At 65.8% G+C, this 15,482-nt stretch carries 13 protein-coding genes; 12 read left to right on the forward strand and 1 reads right to left on the reverse strand.

Annotated elements, in window-relative coordinates; genetic code table 11:
• Positions 1-25: 25 nt before the first annotated feature.
• The 12 genes from paaK (at position 26) to EV678_RS15360 (ending at position 11,994) form a co-directional block, all read left to right on the forward strand.
• A complete protein-coding gene (gene paaK / locus EV678_RS15305) occupies positions 26-1,330 on the forward strand; it encodes a phenylacetate--CoA ligase PaaK (RefSeq protein ID WP_014236537.1) in 1,305 nt (434 codons plus the stop codon).
• A gap of 157 nt (positions 1,331-1,487) precedes the next feature.
• Positions 1,488-1,853, forward strand: a complete 366-nt coding sequence (locus tag EV678_RS15310; RefSeq protein WP_014236536.1) for a response regulator — start codon at positions 1,488-1,490, stop codon at positions 1,851-1,853.
• A 4-nt stretch (positions 1,854-1,857) separates the two neighbouring features.
• A complete protein-coding gene (locus EV678_RS15315; protein WP_130460128.1) occupies positions 1,858-3,129 on the forward strand; it encodes a methyl-accepting chemotaxis protein in 1,272 nt (423 codons plus the stop codon).
• Positions 3,130-3,138: 9 nt separating this feature from the next.
• A complete protein-coding gene (locus EV678_RS15320) occupies positions 3,139-3,447 on the forward strand; it encodes an STAS domain-containing protein (protein WP_014236534.1) in 309 nt (102 codons plus the stop codon).
• Between the two features lie 9 nt (positions 3,448-3,456).
• Positions 3,457-5,691, forward strand: a complete 2,235-nt coding sequence (locus EV678_RS15325; protein WP_130460129.1) for a chemotaxis protein CheA — start codon at positions 3,457-3,459, stop codon at positions 5,689-5,691.
• 18 nt (positions 5,692-5,709) lie between these two features.
• A complete protein-coding gene (locus EV678_RS15330; protein ID WP_130460130.1) occupies positions 5,710-7,332 on the forward strand; it encodes a methyl-accepting chemotaxis protein in 1,623 nt (540 codons plus the stop codon).
• Between the two features lie 12 nt (positions 7,333-7,344).
• Complete coding sequence (locus EV678_RS15335) at positions 7,345-7,902, forward strand: chemotaxis protein CheW (protein WP_014236531.1); 558 nt, start codon at positions 7,345-7,347, stop codon at positions 7,900-7,902.
• Positions 7,902-8,714, forward strand: a complete 813-nt coding sequence (locus EV678_RS15340; RefSeq protein WP_130460131.1) for a CheR family methyltransferase — start codon at positions 7,902-7,904, stop codon at positions 8,712-8,714. The genes EV678_RS15335 and EV678_RS15340 overlap by 1 nt, the downstream gene beginning before the upstream one ends.
• Positions 8,714-9,211: a chemotaxis protein CheD gene (locus EV678_RS15345; RefSeq protein ID WP_014236529.1), complete on the forward strand. Its 498-nt coding sequence runs from the start codon at positions 8,714-8,716 to the stop codon at positions 9,209-9,211. Before EV678_RS15340 ends, EV678_RS15345 begins: the two co-directional genes overlap by 1 nt.
• Positions 9,212-9,219: 8 nt before the next feature.
• Complete coding sequence (locus EV678_RS15350; protein ID WP_014236528.1) at positions 9,220-10,347, forward strand: protein-glutamate methylesterase/protein-glutamine glutaminase; 1,128 nt, start codon at positions 9,220-9,222, stop codon at positions 10,345-10,347.
• 43 nt (positions 10,348-10,390) lie between these two features.
• Positions 10,391-11,008, forward strand: a complete 618-nt coding sequence (locus EV678_RS15355) for a chemotaxis protein CheC (protein ID WP_014236527.1) — start codon at positions 10,391-10,393, stop codon at positions 11,006-11,008.
• Positions 11,008-11,994 (forward strand): GGDEF domain-containing protein, encoded by a 987-nt coding sequence (locus EV678_RS15360; protein ID WP_130460132.1) that lies wholly within the window; start codon positions 11,008-11,010, stop codon positions 11,992-11,994. The genes EV678_RS15355 and EV678_RS15360 overlap by 1 nt, the downstream gene beginning before the upstream one ends.
• A 6-nt stretch (positions 11,995-12,000) precedes the next feature.
• On the opposite strand, the gene EV678_RS15365 is transcribed toward EV678_RS15360, so the two are convergent.
• On the reverse strand, positions 12,001-15,477 hold the full coding sequence (locus EV678_RS15365; protein WP_165397542.1) for a bifunctional diguanylate cyclase/phosphodiesterase: 3,477 nt from the start codon (positions 15,475-15,477) through the stop codon (positions 12,001-12,003).
• Between the last annotated feature and the right edge of the window lie 5 nt (positions 15,478-15,482).

Below are 15,482 nucleotides of genomic sequence, written 5' to 3' on the forward strand. Positions count from 1 at the left end.
GGGCCATGACAAGGACTATATAAAAATGACGGCAGCAAAGATCGGCCTCGACGCCATCGAAAATGCCAGCCGCGACGAAATCACCGCACTGCAGGTGGAACGTCTGCGCTGGACCCTGAAGCACGCCTACGACAACGTGCCCCACTACCGGGCCAAGTTCGACGCCCAGGGCGTGCATCCGGACGACTTCCACAGCCTGGACGACCTGCGCAAGTTCCCCTTCACCACCAAGCAGGACCTGCGGGACAACTACCCCTTCAAGATGTTCGCCACGCCCCGGGAAGAGGTGGTGCGGGTGCACGCCTCCAGCGGCACCACCGGCAAGCCCACCGTGGTCGGCTACACCCAGAAGGACATCGACACCTGGGCCCACCTCATGGCCCGCTCCATCTACGCCGCCGGCGGCCGCCGCGGCGACATCATCCACGTCGCCTACGGCTACGGCCTGTTCACCGGCGGCCTGGGCGCCCACTACGGGGCCGAGGCCCTGGGCTGCACGGTCATCCCCATGTCCGGCGGGCAGACGGAAAAGCAGGTGCAGCTGATCGCCGACTTCGCGCCGCGCATCATCATGTGCACGCCCTCCTACATGCTCAACATCGCCGACGAGTTCAAGCGCCAGGGCATGGATCCCCGGGGCACCTCCCTGCGCATCGGCATCCACGGCGCCGAGCCGTGGACCGACGGCATGCGCCAGGAAATCGAGAACCTGCTGGGTATCGACGCGGTGGACATCTACGGTCTTTCCGAAGTCATGGGCCCCGGCGTCGCCAACGAGTGCATCGAGTCCAAGGACGGCCCGGTGATCTGGGAAGACCACTTCTACCCGGAAATCATCGACCCCAACACCGGCGAAGTCCTGCCCGAGGGCAGCCAGGGCGAGCTGGTATTCACCTCCCTCTCCAAGGAGGCCCTGCCGGTGGTGCGCTACCGCACCCGGGACCTGACCCGCCTGCTGACGCCCACCTCCCGCAGTTTCCGCCGCATCGGCAAGATCACCGGCCGCTCCGATGACATGCTGATTATTCGTGGCGTTAATGTGTTCCCCAGCCAGATCGAGGAATTGATCCTCAAACAGGCCAAGCTGTCCGGCCATTACCTGCTGGAAGTGGCGCGGGACGGCCATCTGGACAGCATCACCGTGAACGTGGAAATGAAGCCGGAGTTCGGCATCGCCACCGCCGCCGAGAAGGAATACGTGGCCCACGAGCTGCAGCACCACATCAAGTCCTACATCGGCATTTCCACCCAGGTGCGCATCGTCGAGGTCGGCGGCATCGAACGTTCCGTCGGCAAGGCCAAGCGGGTCATCGACAAACGCCCCCGCTGAGCCCCGCCCGGCGCCCCCCGGATCGCCCGCCAGGGCGCATCCGCAAGCCCTGGGCGGCAGATGGGCCTTGTCTCTGATATAAATCAGAAATAATTGACCGCTGCCGCCCCTATCCCCCATTATTCGAAGCTAAAAACGCCTTGAGGGAAGCTGCTCCATGAAAACCATTTTCCTTGTCGACGATTCGGCAACCATTCTGCTATCCATCTCCAACATCCTCGCCAAGGCAGGCTATGCTGTTGAAAAGGCTGGAAATGCGGAAGAGGGAATGAAGAAGTTCCAGGCCGGGGTGAAGGTGGACCTGCTCATCACCGACCTCAACATGCCCGGCATGAACGGCATCCAGTTCATCCGCGAAGTGCGCAAGCTGCCCAATTACAAGTTCATGCCCATCCTGTTCCTGACCACCGAGTCGCAGCAGGAAAAGCGGGCTGAAGCCAAGGCGGCAGGGGCCTCCGGCTGGATCGTCAAGCCGGCCACCGCCGACCAGCTCCTCAACACCATCAAACTGGTACTGCGCTAAGCCCATGGACTTCGGACTGTTGCTACGGCGGGCCTCCCTGGTATTCGCCATCGTCGCCATCGGAGCAGGCCTCATGGTCTACTTCCTGCACGACTGGTTCCATAGCGACTTCCTGAACTCCTTCGACGTTGCCCAGCCCCTGGGCGACGCCATCGGCACGGTGATCATCGTCGTCGTCGCCTACCTGGCCCAACGCCTGGTTTCCATCGCCTTCTACCGGGACATGATGTTCGGCCTGGCGCGCAACCAGGAGGTCTTCGCCAGCACCAACACCAACTACCAGGCCGTGGCCGAAGAGGTGGCGGAAGAACTGGCGGCCGTGCCGGCCTTCAACGAGGTGCTGCAGGGCCAGCTGCACAGCGTCATCCAGGCCACCGAAGAGGCGGCCTACCAGATCACGGAGCGACTGCAGGCGGTGGACGGGGTGGTGACCCACCTCAACGAGTTCGTCAGCACCAGTTCCACCGAGTCGAGCCAGATGGTCAACGAGTCGGAAAGCCGCATCGCCGACAACCAGAAGCTCATCGTCGAGATGGGCCTCTACATCGAAAACCGCATCCAGGAAGCCCAGGCCGACCAGGAACGGGTGGCCCAGGTGGTGGCCGAGGCCCGCTCCCTGGAATCCCTGACCAAGCTGATCAAGGGCATCGCCAGCCAGACCAACCTGCTGGCCCTCAACGCCGCCATCGAGGCGGCCCGGGCCGGAGAGGCGGGCCGCGGCTTTGCCGTGGTGGCCGACGAGGTGCGCAAGCTCTCCAGCGAAACCGAGGCGGCGGTGACCCAGATCAACCAGGGCATCGTCGGCGTCGCCAGCACCATCGAACAGCAATTCCAGGACAAGCTCTCCCACTCCAACCTGGACCGGGAGCGGGCCGCCCTGCAGCAGTTCGCCACCCAGCTCACCACCCTGGGCCATAGCTACGAGCAGGTCATGCAGCACCAGAGCACGGTGATCGCCACCGTCCAGAGCAGCAGCCAGGAACTGGCGGCCATGTTCATGGATGCGGTGGCCAGCGTGCAGTTCCAGGACGTCACCCGGCAGCAGATCGAAACCACCATCGAAGCCCTGTCCCGACTGCAGCAGCACGCCGCCACCCTGTCCGAACGCCTGCGCCAGGCAGAAAACCCCAATTTCCAGTACCAGCCTTTGTCCGAGCACCTGGACCAGCTGTACAGCCGCTATGTGATGAAACAGCAACGCACCACCCACAAGCAGGCCCTGCACCAGTCCGCCCCCGGCGGCGAGCCGGACCTGCCCCAGGTGGAGCTCTTCTAAGGGGGACTCGTGAGCACCGGCACCCATCGCGTCACCATCCTGGATGACCTGACCATCTACAACGCCCTGACCCAGAAGGCCGCCTTCATGGAAGCCCTGGGCCAGTGCCGCGACCTGGAAATCGACCTGTCCCACGTCGGCGAGGTCGATACCGCAGGCTTCCAGCTGCTCCTGCTGACCAAGCGGGAAGCCGCGCTGCAGAACAAGACCGCCCGCATCGTCGCCCACAGCCCCGCCGTGCGGGAATTGCTGGACTTCTTCAACATGGCCGCCTTCTTCGGCGACCCCCTGGTCATCCCGGCCCGGGAACAGGGCTGAGGAGGAATCATGGACGAACTGACCACCGTATTCGTCACCGAGAGCCGGGAACAGCTGGCCGCCATGGAGGAGGCCCTGCTGCAGCTGGAGGCCAATCCGGAAGACAGCGACCTGATCAACGCCGTGTTCCGCCCGGCCCACACCATCAAGGGCGGCGCCGGCGTCATCGAGTGCAACTTCATCGTCGCGTTCACCCACGTGGCGGAAAACGCCCTGGACAAGCTGCGCAACGGCGATATCAAGGTCAGCAGCGACCTGGTGGCCGTGCTCCTGGGCTGCTGCGACCACATCGGCAACCTGCTCTCCGTGCTGGAGGCCGGCGCCGCCGAACCCGACGAGGACCTGCGGGCCGAGGGCGACTCCCTGCTCTCCCGCCTGCAGCGCGACTGGCTCGACGCCAAGGAAGAGGCCCCGGCGGCCAGCGTGCAGCCCAACCGCCCCCCGGTGGAGAAGGTGGACGACGTCCAGGCTTCCGGCGGCGGCCTGGTGGAAACGGATTTCTGGCACATCTCCCTGCGCTTCGGCGCCGGCGTCCTGCGCAACGGCATGGACCCCATTTCCTTCCTGCGCTACCTCTCCACCCTGGGCCAGATCGTGCACATCGAGACCATTCCCGATGCCATGCCCAGCGCCGAGGAGATGGACCCGGAAGCCTGCTACCTGGGCTTCGAGATCAAGTTCAAGAGCGACGCCGACAAGGCCGCCATCGAGGCCGTCTTCGACTTCGTGCGCGACGAATGCACCCTGCACATCCTGCCGCCCAACAGCAAGCTGGCGGACTACATCGCCCTGCTGCAGGCCCTGCCGGAAAACACCATGCGCCTGGGCGAGATCCTGGTGAAGATCGGCGCCCTGACCCAGGCCGAGTTGGACGACGGCCTCAAGCAGCAGCATGCGGTGCCGCCGGAGGAAGGCGGCGAGGAGGCCTCGCCGCCCCCGCCCCTGGGTGAAATCCTCATCGAACAGAAGGTGGTGCAGCCCGAGCTGGTGGAAGCCGCCGTCATCAAGCAGAAACAGGTATCGGAGAAGAAGGCCGCCGAAGCGCGCCTGATCCGCATCCAGGCCGACAAGCTGGACCGCCTCATCGACCTGGTGGGCGAACTGGTGATTGCAGGGGCCAGCACCAACCTGCTGGCCAGCCGCGCCGGCCTGTCCGACCTCAACGAAGCCACCTCCCTGCTCAACCGGCTGGTGGAACAGATTCGCGATTCCGCCCTGCAGCTGCGCATGGTGCAGATCGGCGAAACCTTCAACCGCTTCCAGCGGGTGGTGCGGGACGTTTCCAAGGAACTGGGCAAGGACATCGAGCTGACCATTGCCGGCGGCGAGACCGAACTGGACAAGTCGGTGGTCGAGAAAATCGGCGACCCCCTGATGCACCTGGTGCGCAACGCCATGGACCACGGCATCGAGTCCGCCGAGGTACGCCAGGCCAAGGGCAAGTCGCCCCGGGGCCGGCTCTCCCTCAACGCCTACCACGACTCCGGCAGCATCGTCATCGACGTGGCCGACGACGGCGGCGGCCTCAACCGGGACAAGATTCTCAAGAAGGCCGTGGAAAAGGGCCTGGTCCAGGCCGGCGTCCATCTTTCCGACCAGGAAATCGCCAACCTCATTTTCGAACCCGGCTTCTCCACGGTGGACAAGGTCTCCAACCTCTCCGGCCGCGGCGTCGGCATGGACGTGGTCAAGCGCAACATCCAGGGCCTGCGGGGCCGGGTCGAGGTGCATTCCGAGGAAGGCCATGGCACCCGCTTCTCCATCCGCCTGCCCCTGACCCTGGCCATCATCGACGGCTTCCTGGTGGGGGCCGACCGGGCCTCCTACGTCATCCCCCTGGACATGGTGGTGGAATGCCTGGAACTCCAGGCCCACGCCACCAGCAGCGGCGAGCGCAACTATCTCAACCTGCGGGGCGAGGTGCTGCCCTTCATCCGCCTGCGGGATCTCTTCGAAATTCCCGGCGAGCCGCCCAAGCGCGAGAACGTGGTGGTGGTCAAGGCAGCCGGCCAGAAGGCGGGGATCGTGGTCGATACCCTGCTGGGCGAATTCCAGACCGTCATCAAGCCACTCGGCCAACTGTTCCGCCACCTGCGCGGCATCGGCGGCTCCACCATCCTGGGCAGCGGCGACGTGGCCCTGATCCTGGACGTCCAGGCCCTGGCCCAGATCGCCATCGGCAGGGAAGAGCGCAGCCTGGCCGCCCCGTCGTCCGTCAATACACCCCGCATCAGCCAAGTTTAATAATTTCAGGAGAATCAGATGATCGCCAACTTGCGTATCGGCACCCGTCTCGGTATTGCCTTTGCCATCCTCGTCCTGCTCCTCACCGGGGTGGCCGTGCTCTCCGTCACCAAGGCCAACGCCATCAACGACGAGCTCAACGTCATCGTCAAGGACCGCTTCCCCAAGGTGGTCAAGGCCAACGTGATCATCGACATCCTCAATGCCAACGCCCGCGTGGTGCGCAACATGCTGTTGCTGACCAAGGCCGATGACATCAAGCGCGAGGCCGACCGCCTGCCCGACATGAGCAAGCGCATGAGCGAAGAGCTCGACGCCATCTCCAAGATGCCCATGAATGACGAGGAAAAGGCCGTCCTGGCAGAAATCAACGCCGCCCGCGGCCCCTACCGGGACCACCTGGTCAAGGTCATCAAGCTGGCCAATGACGGCGCCCGGGAAGAAGGCACCGCCCTCCTGCTGGGCGACATGCGCAAGTCCTTCAACGACTACATCAAGACCCTGGAAAAGCTAATCGAGCTGGAAACTAAGTCCATGGAGGCTACCGGCAAGTCCGCCGACGAACTGGTGGTGGCCACTCGCAACCAGATCATCACCGTGGGCATCATTGCCGGCCTGCTGGCCATCGTCCTCGGCGTCTTCATCACCCGCAGCATCACCACCCCGCTAAACCAGGCCGTGGGCGTCGCCAACAAGCTCTCCGAAGGCGACCTGACCGTGCGCATCGACGCCTCCAGCAAGGATGAAACCGGCCAGCTGCTCGCCGCCATGCAGGCCATGGTGGCCAAGCTGGCCCAGATCATCGGCGAAGTGCGGGGCGCTGCCGACAACCTCTCCTCCGCTTCCGAGCAGGTGTCCGCCACGGCCCAGTCCCTCTCCCAGTCCTCCAGCGAGCAGGCCGCTTCCGTGGAAGAAATCACCTCCACCCTGGAAGAATCCACCGCCTCCATCAACCAGAACACCGAGAACGCCAAGGTCACCGACAACATGGCCGCCAAGGCCGCCAATGAAGCCAACGAAGGCGGCACGGCGGTGAAGGACACGGTGGTGGCCATGAAGCAGATCGCCGGCAAGATCGGCATCATCGACGACATCGCCTACCAGACCAACCTGCTGGCCCTCAACGCCGCCATCGAGGCCGCCCGGGCCGGCGAGCACGGCAAGGGCTTCGCCGTGGTGGCCGCGGAAGTGCGCAAGCTGGCCGAACGCTCCCAGGTGGCGGCCCAGGAGATCGGCGAACTGGCCGACTCCTCCGTCAAGCTGGCGGAAAAGGCCGGCGGCCTGCTGGACAACATGGTGCCCACCATCCGCAAGACCTCCGACCTGGTGCAGGAAATCGCCTCCGCCTCCGCCGAACAGTCCGGCGGCATCGCCCAGATCAACCAGGCCATGAACCAGCTGAACCAGGCCACCCAGCAGAACGCCTCCGCCTCCGAAGAGCTGGCGGCGACCGCCGAGGAAATGGGCGGCCAGGCCGAACAGCTGCAGGGCCTGATGCAGTTCTTCCGGGTCGAGGAAGGCCGCACCGCGGTGGCCTACAGCGCCCGTCCGGCCCAGACCGCCCGCAGCGCGGTGAAGAGCCAGCCGGTCCGCCCCGTGGCCACGGCCGCCCCTGACGAACACGATTTCGAGCGCTTCTGAGGAGGCATAGCCATGGGCAACCTCGTTCCCCAGGCCGGATCGACTCCGGCCAAGACCGGCGATGAGTCCCGCCAGTACCTGACCTTCACCCTGGGCGGGGAAATCTTCGCCCTGGGCATCCTCAACATCAAGGAAATCATCGAGTACGGCAGCCTCACCGAGATTCCCATGATGCCGGGCTTCATCCGCGGGGTGATCAACCTGCGCGGCGCCGTGGTGCCGGTGATCGACCTGGTGGCCCGCTTCGGCGGCACCCCGGCGGCCATCGGCCGCCGCACCTGCATCGTCATCGTGGAGATGGTGCAGATGTCCGAAGGCAGCGAAACCCGCCAGGACATCGGCGTGGTGGTGGACTGCGTGAACGAGGTGCTGGAAATCCCGGCCACCGATATCGAACCGCCGCCAGCCTTCGGCGCCAAGATCCGGGCCGACTTCATCCTCGGCATGGGCAAGGTGGCCGGCAAGTTCGTCATCATCCTCAATGTGGACCGGGTCCTCTCCCTGGAGGAAATGACCTTCCTGGCGGACCTGGGCGGCAGCACTCCCGCAGCCGAACCCAGCGCAGCCTGATGGACGGCCCTTCGGGCATCTCCGATCAGGAGTTCGGCCGCTTCCGGGACCTGATCTACCAGATCGCCGGCATTCAGCTTTCCGACGCGAAAAAGGTGCTCCTGGTGGGGCGCCTTTCCCGCCGGCTCAAGCATTACGGCCTCAGCACCTTTGCCCAGTATTACCAGCTGGTCACTTCGCCCCAGGAAAGCCGGGAGTTGCAGACCATGGTGGACCTGCTGACCACCAACGAGACCTACTTCTTCCGCGAACCCAAGCACTTCGACTACCTGGCCCAGGAAATCCTGCCGCACAAGGCCAAGCCCGGCGTGCCCTTCAACATCTGGAGCGCTGCCTGCTCCAGCGGTGAAGAGCCCTACACCCTGGCCATGGTCCTGGCCGAGCACCTGGGCAACCGGCCCTGGCAGGTGGTCGGCTCGGACATCTCCACCGTGGTCCTGGCCAAGGCCCAGGCCGGCCATTACCCTCTGGAACGGACCGAGGGCATCCCGCCCCAGTACCTGAAGAAATACTGCCTGAAGGGCGTCCGCTCCCAGGAGGGAACCCTGCTGGTGGCCAAGGAGCTGCGGGAGCGGGTGCGCTTCCTCCAGGTCAACCTGACCAAGCCGGCGCCGGACCTGGGGCCCTTCGACGTTATTTTCCTGCGTAACGTCATGATCTATTTCGACATGGAAACCAAGCGCAAGGTGGTGGAGAACCTCATCACCCGCCTCAAGCCGGGCGGCACCTTCATCGTCGGTCACTCGGAAAGCCTCAACGGCATCACCGACCGGCTGAAGTGTCTGCGGCCCACCATCTACGAAAAACACTGATGCCTGCCGACTCCGTCCAGGAGGTGTTCCTCAATCCGGGGGATTTCCACTTCGCCGGCGGCCACACCCGCATCCGGACCCTGCTCGGCTCCTGCGTTTCCATTGCCCTGTGGCATCCGGAAAGGAAGCTCGGCGGCATGTGCCACTTCATCCTGCCGGAACGGGGCCAGCCCGCGGCCGGCCAGGAGCTGGACGGCCGCTACGCCACGGAGGCCATGGGCCTGTTCGACCGGGCCATCGGCCGGGCCGGCACCCGCCCCCAGGACTACCGGGCCAAGATATTCGGGGGAGGCAATATGTTCCCCGGCCGGGAAAACCATGCCGGCATACAAATAGGTCAGCGTAATATAGAGGTTGCGCACCGGCTTCTGGCGGAACGAAAAATCGCCGTCGTTGCCGAACACCTCGGAGGCGCCGGCCATCGCAAGCTGGTCTTCGACATCTGGAGTGGAGACGCCTGGCTGGTATTTCGCGAAGCCGGGACCAATAAGAACTAGGGAAGCCTATGAGCCTCATCAAAGTCATGATCGTGGACGATTCCGCCGTGGTGCGGCAGGTCGTCAAGCAAACGCTGGAAACCGACCCGAGCATCAAGGTGCTGGGTGCCGCCTCCGACCCCCTCTTCGCCATGGAGCACATGAAGCGGGAATGGCCGGACGTGATCGTCCTGGACATCGAGATGCCGCGCATGGACGGCCTCACCTTCCTCAAGAAGATCATGGCCGAGCGGCCGACGCCGGTGGTGATCTGCTCCTCCCTGGCGGAGAAGGGGGCCGAAGCCTCCATGAACGCCCTGGCGGCGGGGGCGGTGGGCATCATCACCAAGCCCAAGATGGGCCTCAAGCAGTTCCTCGAAGACGCATCGTCCGACCTGCTCGGCGCCGTCAAGGCCGCCTCCCGCGCCAATGTGCGCAAGATCATCACCTCCACGGCCAGCGGCACCTCCTCCCACGCCGAGCGCATCGCCAATGTGGCCAAGGGCCTCAACATCGCCCCCAAGCTGTCCGCCGACGCGGTCATCTCCGCCGGCGGCCTGGGCAGCGGAGCCTCCATGGTCAAGACCACCGACAAGATCATCGCCATCGGCACTTCCACCGGCGGCACCCAGGCCCTGGAAGCCGTACTGACCAAGCTGCCGGCCGTCTGCCCGGGCATCGTCATCGTCCAGCACATGCCGGAGAAATTCACAGCCATGTTCGCCGAACGCCTCAACGGCCTGTGCCAGATCGAGGTGCGGGAAGCCAAGCACGGCGACCGGGTGATCCCGGGCCGGGCCCTCATCGCCCCCGGCGGCAAGCACATGATGCTGACCCGCAGCGGCGCCCAGTACACCGTGGAAGTGGTGGACGGCCCCCTGGTGAACCGCCACCGCCCCTCGGTGGACGTGCTGTTCCGCTCCTGCGCCAAGTTCGCCGGGCGCAACGCCCTGGGCATCATCATGACCGGCATGGGCGACGACGGCGCCCGGGGTCTCAAGGAAATGGTGGATGCGGGGGCCGACACGGTGGCGGAAGACGAATCCACCTGCGTCGTCTTCGGCATGCCCAAGGAAGCCATCAAGCTGGGGGCGGCGCGCACCGTGCTGCCCCTCAACCGCATCCCGGAAGCCATTGTCGCGGCTGGCCGCGGCTGACCATTTATAATGGTTCCTTCCCTGCCCTAGCGAAACCCGAGACATGGAACTGAACGAGCTGCAGCGCGACGCCCTGGTGGAAGCCTTCAACATCGGCGTCGGCCAGGCCGCAGCCAGCCTGGCCAGCATGGTCAATGAGGAGGTCAAGCTGTCGGTGCTGACCCTGCAGCTGATCCCGCGGCACGAGGCCATGCAGCAGTTCAGCTTCCGCCACAGCGACAAGATCTGCGCCGTGGCCCAGCGATTCTCCGGCGCCTTCGACGCCCAGGGCTTCCTCATCTTCCCCGAGGAAAAGGGCCTGGAAATCGTCCGCCGCATGGTGGGCGACAGCCTCTCCCTGAAGGAGCTGACCGAGCTGGAACAGGAGGCCATGAGCGAGATCGGCAACATCCTGCTCAACGCCTGCGTCGGCACCCTGGCCAACCTCTTCCGCCGCCCCCTCAACAGCACCCTGCCCACCTATCACCTGGGCAGCCCGGACGAGGTGCTGGGCGGCCAGATCCAGGGCAACGACGAAGCGGTGCTCCTGCTGCACATCGACCTGACCCTGGAACAGCACGAGATCCAGGGTTATGTGGCCTTCCTCCTCAGCGTCGATTCCATCGCCAACCTGGTGGCCGAGGTGGACAGCTACATCGCCCAGGCCATGGGGGGACGCTGATGGGACATCCGCATCTGGCGGCACCGCTCCTGCTGGAGCTGGCCCACACGGTCAATGAAGGCCTGATCCTGATCGACGCCGAGGGCAAGGTGCAATTGTGGAACCGCTGGCTGGCGGAGCGCTCCGGCGTCAGCGCCCAGGAAATCCAGGGGCGCCGCCTGGAAGAGGTGTTTCCCCACCTGGCCAACAGCCGCCTCGCCCACGCCGTGCAGACCGCCCTGCAGCAGCAGTTGCCGGCCATCCTGTCCCAGACCCTGAACCGGCGGCCCTTTCCCCTGCAGGATCATCTGCACAACGACGCCCACCCCATCGAGCAGGCCATCACCATCGCCCCCCTGGCCCGGGAATCCGGCCATATCCACTGCCTGATCCAGATCCAGGACGTCACCGCGGCGGTACGGCGGGAACAGCAGTTGCGGGAACAGGCCCAGCAGCTGCAGGCCCTCTCCAACATCGACGGTCTCACCGGCGTTGCCAACCGGCGCAGTTTCGATGCCCGCTTCCAGGAGGAATTCCAGCGGGCCCAGCGCCACGGCAGCGACATTTCGGTGCTCATGCTGGATATCGATTACTTCAAGGAATACAACGACTGCTACGGCCACCAGGCCGGCGACACCTGCCTCACCGTGGTCGCCAACACCCTGCGCCGCTGCCTGCAGCGGGGCGGTGACTTCGTCGCCCGCTACGGCGGCGAGGAGTTTGCGGTGGTGCTGCCGGGCGCCAGCCACGGCGCCGCCTGCAAGCTGGCCAGCAGCCTGCAGCAGGAAATCAGCCGGCTGGGCATTCCCCACGCCAACTCCCACGCGGCCAGCCATCTCAGTATCAGCGTCGGCGTCGCCACCCATACGCCCCAGCGCAACGACCGGGCCCAGGACCTGCTGCGCGGCGCGGACATCGCCCTCTACCAGGCCAAACGCCAGGGCCGCAACCGGGTGGTCAGTGCCGACGCCCTGGATCTCACGGTCCAGCCCGAAAAACTGATGTAGGACCGGCTAGCGCCGGCCGTCCCAGAAGGCCCGGATGTCCGCCGCCGGCATGGGCCGGGCAAAGTAGAAGCCCTGGGCCGAAGCGCAGTCGTGGGCCTGCAGGAACTCCAGTTGGGCTTCCGTCTCCACCCCTTCGGCGATCACCGACAGCCCCAGATTGTGGGCCATCTGGATGATGGTGGCCGTGATCGCCGCCCCCCCGGCGTCGCTGGCGATATCCCGCACGAAAGCCTGGTCGATCTTCAGCTTGTCCAGGGGCAGGCGCTTCAGATAGGCCAGGGAGGAATAGCCGGTACCGAAATCGTCGATGGAGAGGCGCACCCCCCGGGCCTTGAGCCGGTCCAGCAGGTCCGTGGCGCCCTGGCCCTGGTGCAGCATCATGCTCTCCGTCAGCTCCAGCTCCAGCCAGGCCGGCTCCAGGCCGCTTTCCGCCAGGGCCCGCTCCACCGAGGCCTCGAACTGGGGCTGGCGGAACTGCAGGGCGGAAATGTTCACCGCCACCGGCACCGCCGGCATGCCCTGCTCCTGCCAGGCCCGGTTCTGCCGGCAGGCCTCCCCCAGCACCCATTCGCCGATGGGCACGATGAGGCCCGAATCCTCGGCCACGGGAATGAAGCGGGCCGGGGAAACCAGGCCCATCTGGGGATGCTGCCAGCGGATCAGGGCCTCGAAGCCGATCACCCGGCCGCTCGGCATGTCCACCTGGGGCTGGTAGTAGAGCAGAAACTCCTGCCGCTCCAGGGCGCGGCGCAGGCTGTTCTCCAGGGACAGGCGCTCGAAGACCCGGGCATTCATGTCCGGGGTGAAGAAGTGGAAGCTGTCCCGGCCCGCCTCCTTGCTGTAGTACATGGCGGCATCGGCATTCTTCACCAGGGTCTGGAAATCCCGGCCGTCCTCGGGGAAGACGGCGATGCCGATGCTGGCGGTGATCACCAGTTCGTGCCCGCCCAGCTGGTAGGGGCGGTTGAGGGACTCCAGCAGCTTTTCCGCCACCCGGGCCGCATCCTGGGGCGTCTCGATGGACGGCAGGAGGATGATGAACTCGTCGCCGCCGGGCCGGCTGACCGTATCGGCGCTGCGCACGCAGGCCTGGATGCGCCGCCCCACCTCCTGCAGCAGCTGGTCGCCGACCTGGTGGCCGAGGGAATCGTTGATGTTCTTGAAGCGGTCCAGGTCGATGAACATCAGGGCCAGGGACTCACTGTTGCGCTCGGCCAGGGCAATGGCCTGCTGCAGGCGGTCGTGCAGCAGGGAGCGGTTGGGCAGGCCGGTGAGGTAGTCGTGCTCGGCGAGGAAGCGGATGTGTTCCTCGTTGCGCTTGCGTTCCGAAACATCGGCGAACACGGCCACGTAGTTGCTCACCTCCCCCGCCTCGTCGCGCACGGTGGTGATGGAAAGCCACTCCGGATACACCTCGCCGCCCTTGCGCCGGTTCCAGATCTCGCCCTGCCAGGTGCCCGCCGTCTTCAGGTGGTGCCACAGGTTGGCGAAGAAGGCGGCGTCGTGGCGGCCCGAATTGAGCACCCGCGGGTCCCGCCCCTGGACCTCGGCCTCGGCGTAGCCGGTGATTTCGACGAAGGCCCGGTTCACCGACATGATGCGGTTGTTGCGGTCACAGATGACAATGCCCTCGCTGGCCCCCTCGAAGACCTTGGCGGAGAGGCGCAGCTGCTCCTCGGCCCGGCGGCGGGCGGTGATGTCGTGGATGATGGAATAGAGCAGGCGGCGGCCCCGCAGCAGCACCGGGCCGCTGTGCACCTCCACCTCCCGCACCTCGCCGCTGGCCAGGCGATGGCGGAAGTTGAAATAGCGGCGCTGCTGCTGGTCCGCCAGGGCCATTTCCGCCCGCACCTCCTCCACCGAGAGCTGGTTGAGCTGGGCGATGTTCATGCGGCGCAGGGTGTCCAGGGGATAGCCGTAGAAGTCGGCCGCCGCCGGGTTGGCATCGACGATGGCGCCGTCGCCGGCATCGATCAGCAATTTGATCGAGGTGTTGTTCTCGAACATCTGGCGGTAGCGCTCTTCGCTTTCCCGCAGCACCTCTTCCTGGTGCCGGGCCTGGTCCACATCCTCGATGACGATGATGATGCCCCGCTGGGGCTGCAGGGCGTCGATCTGGCGGGCGTAGAAGTTGGCCCAGAAGAGAGTGCCATCGGCCCGCCGGAAGCGGCGCAGGAAGTGGGCGACGCGGCCGTCGGCCACGGCCGGATAGAGCTGCTGGCCGAATTCGGCAAATTCCTCCGGCGTCGGGTAGTAGCCCACCACGGTCTGTCCCAGGGCCGTCTCCAGGGAGACGCCGAAAAGCCGCTCGAAAGCCCGGTTGGCCTGGATCAGGCAGCGGTCCCGCACCACCCCGATGACCACCGGGCTGGCGTCGAAGATGGATTCCATCTCGGCGATGCGGCTGCCCAGGTCGTCCCGGGCCTGGCCCAGTTCGTCCAGCAGCAGGTAGAACTCCCGCGCCAGGCCGCCGATTTCGTCCTGGCCCAGGACCGGGTCGGCCAGCTTGCGCGCATGGTCCTGGCGCACCTCCACCACGTGCTGGCGCAGGCGGGAAAGGGGCGCCAGCACCCGGCGCATGGCCAGCCAGGCCAGGACCGCCACCGCCAGGGCCGTCAGCAGCAGGTAATAGACCGTGCCCCAGCGGCCCGTCTCGATGGGGGCGTAGGCCTCCTCCACCGGCAGCAGGGCGCCCAGCACCCAGTCCGTGGACGGCACGGACTTGAAGCTCATCAGCACCCGCTGGCCGTAGCTGGTGGCGCCCTCGTCGCTGCCCTCGAAACCGGCGATGGCCCGGTCGAAAACCGGGTTCTGCCCCGGCGCCGCGTTGGGCTGCAGCACCCGCTCGGGGAAGCGGCTGACCAGGGTGGTGCGGTCCCGGGTGACCAGGACGAAGTGGCCGCTGCGTCCCACCTTGCGCCCGGCCAGGCCGCCGAGGAACTGGGGCTTGAGAATCTGCAGGGTGCCGGAGAGGGAGGCGATGACCCGCCCTTCCCCGTCCAGCACCGGCGCCGTCATGGCCAGGGTGGGCAGGCGGGTGACGCGGCCCAAGAAGGGGCGGGAAACCACCGCCCGCCCCTCCTCCAGGGCCTCCCTGACGTGGGGAAAGGCGGAGACGTCGGTGCCCCGGCGCTCGGGCATGACCGGAGAATCGGCGATGACGCGGCCGTCCCGGCCGACCACGATGAGGTCGTCGAAGAGCAGCAGCAGGGAATACTTGTCGTTGAGGAAGGCCTGCAGCTTTTCCGGCTGACCCAGCATGGCCGGGGTGATGGCGGCGGCGGTGCGGGCCAGGGAGGCCTGGTTGAGCTGGATGCGCTGGTCGATTTCCTCGGCCACCCGGGACACCAGGGAAAACTGCTGGTCGGCGACGGTCTGCTTCAACTGGGCCTGGGCCAAATGCAATTGCACCGCACTGCCCAGCGCCACCAGGAGCACCACCAGTGCCGTGATGGCCAGGGCCATTTTGGTTTTCAGGCTCATCGTTT

Origin of the sequence: Azospira oryzae (assembly GCF_004217225.1) — a bacterium.
Lineage (GTDB): Bacteria > Pseudomonadota > Gammaproteobacteria > Burkholderiales > Rhodocyclaceae > Azospira > Azospira oryzae.

Excerpts from the sequence above, each read along its gene's own strand:
- EV678_RS15315 (WP_130460128.1), top strand. The coding sequence starts at position 1,858 with ATGGACTTCGGACTGTTGCTACGGCGGGCCTCCCTGGTATTCGCCATC.
- EV678_RS15340 (WP_130460131.1), top strand. The coding sequence starts at position 7,902 with ATGGACGGCCCTTCGGGCATCTCCGATCAGGAGTTCGGCCGCTTCCGG.
- EV678_RS15350 (WP_014236528.1), top strand. The coding sequence starts at position 9,220 with ATGAGCCTCATCAAAGTCATGATCGTGGACGATTCCGCCGTGGTGCGG.
- EV678_RS15325 (WP_130460129.1), top strand. The coding sequence starts at position 3,457 with ATGGACGAACTGACCACCGTATTCGTCACCGAGAGCCGGGAACAGCTG.
- EV678_RS15310 (WP_014236536.1), top strand. The coding sequence starts at position 1,488 with ATGAAAACCATTTTCCTTGTCGACGATTCGGCAACCATTCTGCTATCC.
- EV678_RS15335 (WP_014236531.1), top strand. The coding sequence starts at position 7,345 with ATGGGCAACCTCGTTCCCCAGGCCGGATCGACTCCGGCCAAGACCGGC.
- EV678_RS15365 (WP_165397542.1), bottom strand. The coding sequence starts at position 15,477 with ATGAGCCTGAAAACCAAAATGGCCCTGGCCATCACGGCACTGGTGGTG.
- EV678_RS15330 (WP_130460130.1), top strand. The coding sequence starts at position 5,710 with ATGATCGCCAACTTGCGTATCGGCACCCGTCTCGGTATTGCCTTTGCC.
- EV678_RS15360 (WP_130460132.1), top strand. The coding sequence starts at position 11,008 with ATGGGACATCCGCATCTGGCGGCACCGCTCCTGCTGGAGCTGGCCCAC.
- EV678_RS15345 (WP_014236529.1), top strand. The coding sequence starts at position 8,714 with ATGCCTGCCGACTCCGTCCAGGAGGTGTTCCTCAATCCGGGGGATTTC.
- EV678_RS15355 (WP_014236527.1), top strand. The coding sequence starts at position 10,391 with ATGGAACTGAACGAGCTGCAGCGCGACGCCCTGGTGGAAGCCTTCAAC.
- paaK (WP_014236537.1), top strand. The coding sequence starts at position 26 with ATGACGGCAGCAAAGATCGGCCTCGACGCCATCGAAAATGCCAGCCGC.